Annotated in this window: 12 protein-coding genes and 1 pseudogene; 5 read left to right on the top strand and 8 right to left on the bottom strand. The window is 67.3% G+C overall.

Annotated elements, in window-relative coordinates; genetic code table 11:
* From AC27IO_RS16085 to AC27IO_RS16070, 4 genes are all read right to left on the bottom strand, one after another.
* Positions 1-1128: mechanosensitive ion channel family protein (locus AC27IO_RS16085; protein WP_498739648.1), on the bottom strand; the 1128-nt coding region annotated here is incomplete at its 3' end.
* 368 nt (positions 1129-1496) lie between these two features.
* Positions 1497-2126 (bottom strand): DUF1439 domain-containing protein, encoded by a 630-nt coding sequence (locus AC27IO_RS16080; RefSeq protein ID WP_498739646.1) that lies wholly within the window; start codon positions 2124-2126, stop codon positions 1497-1499.
* Positions 2127-2238: 112 nt separating this feature from the next.
* Complete coding sequence (locus tag AC27IO_RS16075) at positions 2239-2577, bottom strand: hypothetical protein (protein ID WP_284431626.1); 339 nt, start codon at positions 2575-2577, stop codon at positions 2239-2241.
* 192 nt (positions 2578-2769) lie between these two features.
* Positions 2770-3645 carry a PA4780 family RIO1-like protein kinase gene (locus AC27IO_RS16070; protein ID WP_272566665.1) on the bottom strand — a complete coding sequence of 292 codons (876 nt, stop codon included), beginning with the start codon at positions 3643-3645 and terminating at the stop codon, positions 2770-2772.
* A gap of 74 nt (positions 3646-3719) precedes the next feature.
* Between AC27IO_RS16070 and AC27IO_RS16065 the strand changes: the two genes are divergently transcribed.
* Positions 3720-4163, top strand: coding sequence for a hypothetical protein (locus tag AC27IO_RS16065; protein ID WP_498739644.1), 444 nt, complete (start codon positions 3720-3722; stop codon positions 4161-4163).
* Positions 4164-4254: 91 nt separating this feature from the next.
* On the opposite strand, the gene AC27IO_RS16060 is transcribed toward AC27IO_RS16065, so the two are convergent.
* A complete protein-coding gene (locus tag AC27IO_RS16060; RefSeq protein ID WP_284431628.1) occupies positions 4255-4827 on the bottom strand; it encodes a hypothetical protein in 573 nt (190 codons plus the stop codon).
* A 171-nt stretch (positions 4828-4998) separates the two neighbouring features.
* Between AC27IO_RS16060 and AC27IO_RS16055 the strand changes: the two genes are divergently transcribed.
* The 3 genes from AC27IO_RS16055 to AC27IO_RS16045 all read left to right on the top strand — a co-directional run bounded on the left by AC27IO_RS16055 (position 4999) and on the right by AC27IO_RS16045 (position 7032).
* Positions 4999-5619: a DNA-3-methyladenine glycosylase gene (locus tag AC27IO_RS16055; RefSeq protein ID WP_284431629.1), complete on the top strand. Its 621-nt coding sequence runs from the start codon at positions 4999-5001 to the stop codon at positions 5617-5619.
* 238 nt (positions 5620-5857) lie between these two features.
* Positions 5858-6517 (top strand): peptidoglycan recognition protein family protein, encoded by a 660-nt coding sequence (locus tag AC27IO_RS16050; protein ID WP_284431630.1) that lies wholly within the window; start codon positions 5858-5860, stop codon positions 6515-6517.
* A 161-nt stretch (positions 6518-6678) separates the two neighbouring features.
* Positions 6679-7032: a hypothetical protein gene (locus tag AC27IO_RS16045; protein WP_284431631.1), complete on the top strand. Its 354-nt coding sequence runs from the start codon at positions 6679-6681 to the stop codon at positions 7030-7032.
* A gap of 40 nt (positions 7033-7072) precedes the next feature.
* On the opposite strand, the gene AC27IO_RS16040 is transcribed toward AC27IO_RS16045, so the two are convergent.
* The 3 genes from AC27IO_RS16040 to AC27IO_RS16030 all read right to left on the bottom strand — a co-directional run bounded on the left by AC27IO_RS16040 (position 7073) and on the right by AC27IO_RS16030 (position 9421).
* On the bottom strand, positions 7073-7885 hold the full coding sequence (locus tag AC27IO_RS16040) for a tRNA-uridine aminocarboxypropyltransferase (RefSeq protein ID WP_284431632.1): 813 nt from the start codon (positions 7883-7885) through the stop codon (positions 7073-7075).
* Positions 7875-8729, bottom strand: coding sequence for a DUF6216 family protein (locus tag AC27IO_RS16035; RefSeq protein WP_284431633.1), 855 nt, complete (start codon positions 8727-8729; stop codon positions 7875-7877). The genes AC27IO_RS16040 and AC27IO_RS16035 overlap by 11 nt, the downstream gene beginning before the upstream one ends.
* Before the next feature lie 86 nt (positions 8730-8815).
* On the bottom strand, positions 8816-9421 hold the full coding sequence (locus AC27IO_RS16030) for a class I SAM-dependent methyltransferase (RefSeq protein ID WP_272566652.1): 606 nt from the start codon (positions 9419-9421) through the stop codon (positions 8816-8818).
* A 220-nt stretch (positions 9422-9641) separates the two neighbouring features.
* Between AC27IO_RS16030 and AC27IO_RS16025 the strand changes: the two are divergent.
* Positions 9642-9896: pseudogene (locus AC27IO_RS16025) on the top strand (alpha/beta fold hydrolase); the annotation flags it as partial.

Below are 9896 nucleotides of genomic sequence, written 5' to 3'. Positions count from 1 at the left end.
CTGCTGCACGCGCAGAAAGCCCCCGGGCGGCGGCCCGCCCGCCGGCGCGGCCAGTTGCACCGTGCGCGCCGGCACGGCGAAGTCCACGCCCAGCGCGGCGAGTTCGCGCATCAGCGACAGGTTGATGCGCTGCTGCAGGTCCATGTACACGTTGTAGGCCGGGTCCAGCACGATGTAGACCACCTCGTACTGCAGCCCGTTCTCGACGAAGCCCTGCAGGTGCGCGCGGTCGAAGCGCGCCTGGTCTTCGGCCTCGATGATGCGGCGCACGGCCTGCGGCACCGCCTCGGCCTGCTCGGCCGTGGTTCCGTAGGGCACGCGAAACTGGAACACGATGCGCCGCTCCTGCAGGTAGCGGTAGTTGTTGATGGTCTGCTTGAGCAGGTCGGTGTTGCTCATCACCACCTGCTCGCCGCCCAGGCTGCGGATGCGCGTGGTCTTGAGGCCGATGCGCTGCACCGTGCCCGCGACGCCGCCCACCACGATGAAATCGCCTGCATCGAACGGCTTGTCCACCGCGATCGCCAGCGAGGCGAACAGATCGCCCAGGATGCTCTGCACCGCCAGCGCCACCGCGATGCCGCCCACCCCCAGGCTGGCCACGAACGCCGTGATGTTCACCCCCAGATTGGACAGCATGGCCAGCAGCACCGTGGCCCACAGCAGCGTGCGCAGCCCCCAGGACAGCAGCGTGGCCGACGCGCTGAACGGCGCCGCGTCGCCCGCGGCGGCCAGGCCGTGGTGCATGCGGTAGCGCGCGATCCCCAGGGCCACCGCGCGCGTGCCCCACAGCCCCACCTGCAGCGCCAGTGCCAGAAACCACAGCTGCCCCACGCGCGTGGCCCAGCGGCCCGGCAGATCGAGCATGCCCACGCCCACCAGCACGGCCGCCACGAACACCAGCAGCCGGCTGGTGCCGGCCAGCAGCTCGTACACCACGCCTGCCGTGCGGTGGCTGCCGCCCTGCGCTTCGGCCAGGCGCCGCGCACGCCGCACGGCCACGCCCAGCAGCAGCGACATGGCCAGGTACGCGCCCAGCGCGGCGGCCAGCGCCAGCGCAAGGCTGACCAGGGACAGGCCCCAGAGCGTTTCGGTCTGGAACCACGAGGTGAAGGATGGCGTGTTCATGGAGCTCCTTGAAAAGAAGGACCGGGCCGCGCGCGAGGCGCCGCCGGTGGCATGAAAGGAATGGGGCGGAAGGGGCCGGTGGCCCCTGCGGGCACGGCGGGACCGTGCGCAACGGCGCTGCGTGGCCGCGCCGGAAAGCACCCATCGTAAAAAACGCCGGGCCGGACCGGGGTAGGACCACGCCGCACCTGCCCTGCGGCGCGCCGGGCCCGGCGCTCAGAACATCTCCAACGCGGGATACAAGGCGCGGTGCGCCGCCAATGGCAGGGGCTTGCGTGCAGACGCGGCAACGCGGCAAACCGCCCGGAAAGGCCCTGGCCCCGCGGGTAGAAGAGCCATCCCCGAAAAAGCGGTGAACACTTTCCTTTCTAAGGTGCGGCCTTGGGCTCGAAGCGCACGACCAGCCCCTTGTCCGTTACCGTGATGCTGCTCGGCTGCATGCCCAGGCCATCCGGCACGGCCAGGTCCTGCGGCCGCAACTGGTGCAGCACCACCTCGCTCAGCGTCTGCTGGGCCAGCTGCGGGCCATAGATGTCGAGCATTTCCGCGGCCTGCGGCTGCAGCCCCTCCAGGCGCAGCGCGTTCACATGCAGCTGGTGCGCGCGGATCGTGCGGTCCGATGGCTCGTAGCGCAGCGCGAAGTCCACATCGAACGCGCCGGCGTAGCGGCGCTGCAGCAGCGGACCCGAGGCGGTCACGTCCATGTCGGCGTTCAGCCGGTTCTGCTGCGGTAGCAGCCGCAGCCGGGGCGCCTGCACATCCAGGTTCATCAGGCCGCCCAGCGCATAGCGGCGGGGGAACTTCTCGGCCACGGCGCCCTGCATCTGCTCGGCGGAGATCGTGTAGCTCTGCGCCCAGGCCTGGGGCGCCACGGCGCAGGCGGCCAGGGCGAGCGCGGCGCAGACGGCCCGGAAAACGCCACGGGGTGCTGTGGAGGGCTTGGAGTGCGCGGGGTGCGGAATCGAACGGAAAGCAACCATCGTGGCGGACACCCTCATGTGCAGAAAAGAAAAGACCAGCAACGGCAGTGACTGACCGTGGGCAGGCCGATCAGTTCCCGGCCGGCGGCGCAGGCGGGCGATGGCCAGCCCCATGGCCCCGGCCCGCACGTCAGCCCCACCAGCGTTGCCACCAGGGCGACTGCGGGGCGGTGACGGCCTCCGCAGCCCCGCCCAGCGGCGCCGGGGCGGACAGGGCCTGCAGCGCGCTTGCAGCCTGCGCGCCGGCATGCAGGCGAAGGGCCTGCACTGCATCGTGACAACGCCATGCGGCGCGCTCACGGGCCCGGGCCAGGTGCTCCGCGCAAAAATAGGCCAGACCGGGCGCCCGGCTTCCAGGCTCGGGCAGCGCGTGGTTGTCGTGGTCGGCAAACGCGACCCAGTCGCCATAGGCGCCCTCGGCCGCATCGTCCAGGGGCTGGCCGCAGATCGCGCAGGTGGCTGGGTTCATGGGTGAGGCTCCGGTGGTGTCATCGCCAAGGCACGGCAGGGCCGTGCGCGGGCTCGGCGGCGGCCCCCAAGGCGGCGCGCGCCTGGGAAGTCCGGCCATTTCGCCCGGTCAACGATTTTGCAGGGCAACCCCCGTGCGCGTGCGCCTGTTTTGTGAAGGTTTGTGAGCCCCGCCCCGCGCGCGCCCTTGCCGCTACCCGCCCGCCATGCGCAGCCGGCGCGCCGCATCCTCGGCCCGCGCATCGTCGATCTCGCGCATCACCGCCTGCAGGTCCACATCCGCATGGCGGCGCTCGTAGCGGCCGGTGAGCGGGGTCTCGTTCGTCAACTGGCCACTCTGGTACAGGGTCCATATCTCGGGGCCGTACTCAGTGGCCCGCAACTCGGGCGCGAACTGGCCGAAGAAATCGCGCAGGTTGGCCACGTCGCGCAGCAGCATGCGCGGCGCATGGTTGTTGCCCGCCGCATCCACCGCCTGGGGCAGGTCGATGATGACCGGGCCCTCGGCGCCTTCGTCCGCACCGGCGCCAGGCAGGTGGGCGAGCAGGATGTTGAACTCGGACAAGTCCCCGTGCACCACGCCCGCGCACAGCATGCGCACCACCTCGGCGATCAGCGTGGCATGGTGCGCCCGGGCCTGCTCGGGCGTGAACGCCACGTCGTTCAGTCGCGGCGCCGCATCGCCGTGCGCGTCGGTCACCAGCTCCATGAGCAGCACGCCCTCGTGGAAGTTGAACGGCTGCGGCACGCGCACGCCGGCTGCCGCCAGGCGGTAGAGCGCATCGACCTCGGCGCTCTGCCACGCGGCCTCCTGCGCTTGCCGGCCGAACTTGCTGCCCTTGGCCATCGCACGGGCCGAGCGGGAGTTCTTGACCCGGCGGTTCTCGGTGTAGTCCACCGCCTGCCGGAAGCTGCGGTGCGTGGCCTCCTTGTAGATCTTGGCGCAGCGCGTTTCGTCGCCGCAGCGCACCACGTACACCATGGCTTCCTTGCCGCTCATGAGCTGGCGCACCACGGTGTCGATGAGGCCTTCCTCGATGAGGGACTGGAGTCTGGGGGGAGCTTTCATCGGGGCATTTTGCCCCCTGGCAAGACCGTCTATGCTTCTGCGCCGGGCGCATCCATGAAGCACTCTCCACGTCCATGCCAATGATCTTGAAGACAACCAATCCCCGGCGCCGGAAACGCGGCGTTCATGGCGTGGCGATGCTGGGCATCGCCTGGGCGCTGTGCGGAACGAACACGGCGCAGGCCGACGCGCCCACCGCCGCACAAGCTATCCACGCCATCGGCCACCCCTCTGCGATTCACATCCACAAGGGCGCCGCACACAGCATGCAAGGCGGGGATGCGAACTGCGAAAACCTTTCCATCGACACCCGCCGGGTGGCCTATTTTTGGCAGCATGCCGTCCGAAGCGCCCGGTACAACTACCTCCAGAGTCTGGACCAGGGCGACTGCCAGGCCGAAGCGCAACTGCAACTGACGAACCGGAAAAAAAGGCCGGCTGTCGCTGGACAACGCGACGGGCTGGGGTGTGCTGCAAATTCACCAGACCACGTACTACCTCTACTGCGAGGCCTGTGAAGGGCTGATGGGCGCAGACTTCACCTTTCCTTCCGTCAAGTGAACAGGCCTCCAACCTCGGTGCATTAGCTGCACCGCAACGCGGGCCGTGTCAGCCCCCGGCACCGGCCCACACCGGATTGAGCAAACGCTCCAGCCGCTGGTGCGAAGCCTCCACGCGCTGCAATGCTGCATCGACCAGAGCAGGCGTCATCACGATGCGCTTGCCGTCGGCCTCGAACGGCTTGCCGCGCGAGATCGGCACCAGCGAGGCGCGAAACGCCTTGTCCTTGGCCAGCACGTCGTCGGGCGCCAGGTTGCGCGCCTTCAGCATGGCCAGCCGGTCCTTCAGGGCCGCCTCGTAGCGCGGATTCACCACGGGCTTGCGCTGCTTCATGCTGGCCTGGTAGCTCAGTGCTGTCGCGCGCTCGTACTCGATCGAATTGCGCATGGCCGCGGCCAGTCGGTCCTGCGCGGCCTCGGTGGCGGCGGCGTCGGAGGCGTCCACGCCCGCCCAGAAGTCGCGGTGCACCTGCTCGGTGAGCACGGCGTCTTCCTTGAACATGGACATCAGCAGCGCCTGCCGCTTGGCGCTCAGCTCGGCCGCCCAGGGTGCGCTGGACAGCAGGCAGGCGAGGACCAGCGCGAAGCCGGCGCGGAGCCATCGGTGGGACGGAAAATTCATGGCATGCCTTCGTGGTCGGGTTCGTTGGTTGAAGAAACAAGGGGAGACGCTGGACCCGGCAGAACGCCGGCCGGGCGGAGGCGTTCGGCCCGCCAGTATCGCCGTGGCGTGCCGCCCCCATGACACAGGGCCCGGCCGTCGCCGGCCGCTGCGGGTCTTAGCATCACGCCCATGCCCCACGACCTGCCCCTGGCCCTGACCCTTGCCGACATCGACTTCACCGCCCCAGCGCACGAGGTGGCACGCCGGCTCATCGGCGTGACGCTGCTGGTCGACGGCGTGGGCGGCCGCATCGTGGAAACCGAGGCCTACGACCAGACCGACCCGGCCTCGCACACCTTCGGTGGCCCCACGGCCCGCAACGCGGCCATGTTCGGCCCGCCGGGCTGCGCCTACGTGTACCGCTCCTACGGCCTGCACTGGTGCGTCAACACCGTGTGCCGCGAAGCGGGCCATGGCGCAGGCGTGCTGCTGCGGGCCATCGAGCCCACCCACGGACTGGACACCCTGCGCGAACGGCGCGGCCTGCAGGACGCCCGGCTGCTATGCGCCGGCCCCGGACGGCTGGCGCAGGCGCTGGGCATCGACGCACGCCTGGACGGCGAGTCCCTGCACCTGCCGCCGTTCGCGCTGCTGCAGCCTTCGCCGGGCCACCCGGCGCCCGACGTGATCGCCGGGCCGCGCATCGGCATCTCCAAGGCGGTCGAAGTGCCCTGGCGGTTCGGGGAGAAGGGTTCGCGGTTTCTGAGCCGGCCGTTTGGACGAGACAACAGACACCTATCTGATCTGTAATCGCGCGAACCTCCACCAAACTTGGTTTGACGATTTTTCACACCGAGATTTCCTCTCGCAGATAGATTTCCCCGTCATGGAAGCGTTTGACGCCCGCCGGGAATTTTGGCGATCCGTCCAATTCGGGCCGATGGCTGGCAGCAGCTTCACAATCAGACAGCAACACACGATTGACGCATCGCAGATCATGGGGCGATCGGAATTTCATAAATCCTGCTATTGAAAAAGGGAGAAGAGATTGCTCAACTTAGACGCACAAGGGATGGTTGTTCACGCACGAGTCATAGCACGACGTTATTCACAGATTGAGCGGCAACCTTTCACTGAAATCGAGGGAATCATCGTTCATCAAACAGGTGCTGCCACGTCTGCAAGCGCTTTCAACAGCTACGGCAACGCCAATGCCAATGGCGCCCATTTCCTCATCGACAAAGATGGCGCCATTTATCAAACGGCATCCGTTAAAAAGCGCACCAATCATGTCGGCCCCTTGCTGGCGCGCTGCCTGGTTGAGTTCAAATGCCAACCTGCTGAATTCAAGCAGTCGAAGCAGTTTCCTCAGTCCAGCGTCCCCGACAGGATGCACAAGATAGAAATGCAGAAGTCGGTGCCAGTCCGCTACCCGTCCAATGTCGACAGCCTTGGCATAGAAATCGTGGGGCGCCCCTCCCTGCCTCCGGGGAAAAATCCACCAGGGAATGCAACGCCAAAGCAGCGCGAAATCTTCTTCAATCAAAACGCGGTTTATGAGCCCGTCAACAACGCTCAAAACGCTTCCTTGCAATGGCTGCTCGACGAGCTGGCCATGTCGCTCTCCATTCCAAAAACCGAGGTGTTCCGCCATCCCACCGTCAGCCGGAAAAACCCAACCGAAGCGAGCACGGCAGCATGGCAATGACAACGCCCCCTGAGATTGCCACGCTGGCAGGGCTGATGTTGGCCACACTGGCCCATTCGGCACCAACGAGCCAACAACCACAGCCTGTTGCGCCGCCAAAGGCAGAGTCCGCCGTATCGACGGCCGCCGCAGCCCCAGAGTTGGAGGAAGACCGCCGCCGAATGGAAGCCCGCGCCTACGTCATCGGCCCGTTGCGCCGCATCACGTTGTCCAGTGCGCGATTCTTCGATGCGGAAGGCAAGCCATGCACGGCCGATCCGCCGCCGGCCCGCGTCACTGAGCGGTATGTGCGCAACTTCCTGCGGCAGGCCATCCCCATCTCGCAGGTGGCGGTGATGAACTATTACGGATCCTTCGGCGAATGCACCAGCGATCCCGTGGACGTGCAATTCAAGGACGGCCGGCAGGTGCGCCTTTCGTTCGCGGCCGACAGCGGCGTGGGCTATCTGTCGCCGGTGGTCAAGGGCCGGGAGGAAGACGTTTACTTCTACTACTGCGAGGTTTGCAAGCGGTGAAATGAAGGAGGCAGGAGCGCGCCGCCAAGCCGCCGCGCCCTCATCCGTCTTGCTGCGCGGCTCCCTGCGCCGCAGCGCCCGGCGCCGGCGTCCGAAGGGCCCGCAACCGGCGGTGCGCCTCGCCGTCCATCTCCACCGGCAATTGGTGCTTGGCCTGCAGGTAGTGGTGGGTGAACACGTCGAGATAGGCCTCCAGTGTCTGCGCTGCGTACGACTCGCCCGCCAGTTCAAGGCAGATCGCCGCCACCTCGGAGGTGCAGAAATGGTCGTCGCGCTGGGAGCGGCGCAGCCGGTAGCGCGACAGCTGCTCGGGCTGCAGGCTGAGCACCGGCAGGTGGTTCAGGTAGGGGCTCTTCCTGAACATCTTGCGCGCCTCGGTCCAGGTGGCATCCAGCAGCACGAACAGCGGGCGCAGGGGCGGCGGCGTCATGCCCTGCGCTGGAACCTCTGTGGGCTCCACCCGGGTCACCACCCGCGAAGGCTCTGCGAACTCGCCAGGAAACACCACATATGGCTGCCACTGCGGGTCGCGCAGCAGCGCCAGCAGGGCCGGGTCCACCACCGTGCGCGCCCAGCCGAAGGCGAAGGTGTCCGGCACGACGTCGGCGATCAGCCAGCCCGTGTTGCTCGGCTTGAGCGGCTCGATGTCGGCCATCAGCAGGCACATGCCGGCCTGGGTGGCGACCTGGGGCCGCACGGCGCACAGGCAGTGGCTGGGCACCAGCCGGCAGCCGGGGCAGCGCTCGCCGCGCGGGCCGCCTCGGGCGAGGAACGGCTTGGAGCTGCGCGCCAGGCGCTCGGTGCGCAGGCGGGAGACGGCGTGGGGAACATCCCCATGTGGTTCAACGGGCATCGAAATCCAATGGCATCTGCTCTCCGGGCAACCAGGGTGGCAGCCGGCGCTTGAGCAATCTTTCAGCGCATCGGCAACTCAGCGCGGCCATTGTTTCGAAATACATCAAAACCAACATGAATGCACCCAAAACGAAGAGTCCGATCCGCTGTTCCAGCAGGGCCTTTCGGGCGAATTCCCGAAACTCCTGCTTTGGCAGCATTTCGCAGAGCAGGGCGACATCGCTCGCTGAAAAGCCCAATCGCTGGACTGCAGCAGCCTGCTCTTTGGCGCAATCTTTTGCTTTCAAAGTAGGCGCGTTCAGCAGCGGCCACACGGTCCGGATCTCAACCTCCGACGCCAGAAAGTGCTGACCACTCTCTTTCAGGGTCAGCCCCGCATAGGGGAGGGTGATCAACTGCCAAGAAATCGCAGCCACTACCAGCGACACCATGGCACAAATGCCCCACACGTTGCCCTTGATCCGTAGCAACCGCGGGCTCGCCTTGATGGTGCGCGTCTCCAGATCGAAGTACTGCCCGCACCGCCGCAGTATCTCCAGCCGGACATCGTGCGCGCGGCACCACGCCATCAGGGTGTGCGCCTCGGCCAGCGTGGTCACCGGCATGCCAACGAACACCCGGAATGCCGTCAGGTTGGTCTGCTCTTCCACATAGCTCTGCAAGGCCGGATCGGTGATGCCGCCCTTGCCGTGCACCAGTTGCCAGGTGCGCCGCCGCAGCAGGTGCCACGACTCGGAGCGCAAGATCACCCACCCAAACATCACGAGCAGGAGGAGCGGCAATGCCAACGGCAGCCACGCCACAATGCCTTTGGACAACTCGCCGATCCCTGCGTTTTCCATCACCTCTCCCTTCGCTTTTTATTGAATCTTCCAGGGTGCCGGCGCCCTACATCGCCAACCGCTCGACTTCCTCCACCGGCGCCCCGCTAACCGCCCACGTGCTCCAGCTCGAACAGCGGCACCTCGGCCTGGCGGCTCAGCCACAGGCCGCCGCCCAGCTCCAGCGCGCCCTCGCGCAGCCCGCGCCGGTACAGCGTGGCGGAGTGCCGGAAGATGCGCGCATCGGTCAGGTCTTCGTCGATGATGTCGCGCTCGTAGTCCTCTCGGGACACGGCCTCGACATACAGCGCGCCACGGCTCAACTGGCCCAGGTTGCGCAGGGCGGCCTTCAGATCGGGCGGGCTCAGGTAGGGCAGCACGCCCTGGCAGATGACCAGGTCGAACGGCTCGCTGGCCTGGTAGTCCACCACCGAGCCCTGCTGCCACCCGTAGCGCTCGCACAGGTAGGGGCTGAACTCCACGCCCTGGTAGCTGGCCGCGGGAAAGTGCTGCGCCACGATGCCCTTCCACAGCCCGATGCCGCAGCCCACGTCCAGCACGCGCTGCACCGGCACCCGCAGGTACTTGAGGTAGCTGCACACGAAAGTGCCCAGGCGCTCCATGTGCTGCGGGTCCACCACGCTGGTCTTCTTGTCGTAGTAGAAGCGCTGGTAGTACGCCTCGTCGAAGGTGCTTGCGCTGGCTGATTTCAAAGAGGCGGTCCTTGCAGGGAAGTGGAAAAGAAGGGAGGGGCTGGGGGGGGCGACGCCAAAACGGTGGCAGCGAGTATCCCGTATCGCCACGGCCACGCGCCCTCTGCATGCCCACCGCCGTGTGCGCCGCAGGACAGGCCGGCGCCGTCCGGCGTCGGCGATACGGCATGGCACGGCACTGCATCACCCGATTCGAATGGACGCGACACAATGGTCCGGCATGAGCGCAGCCCCCTCCTCCACGCCCCTTTCCGCACCACCCGGTCCCGCCCCGTCCGACCACTGGATCGCCACCGCGCACGGCCGCCTGTTCGCGCGGCGCTGGGCCGCCGGGCCCGCGCCCTGCCCCGACCCATCCGCGCCGCCGCCCATCGTCCCTCTTCCACCGACTCGCTGGGCTGCGTGGACCTGTGGCGCGAGTTTCCTGCGGTGCTGTGCCGCGCGACGGGCCGCGGGGTGATCGCGTACGACCGCT

The sequence above is a fragment of the Acidovorax sp. KNOB132 genome (assembly GCF_057541515.1).
Note: the sequence above shows the minus strand (reverse complement) of the source record. Positions and strands in the feature narration are given on the sequence as shown.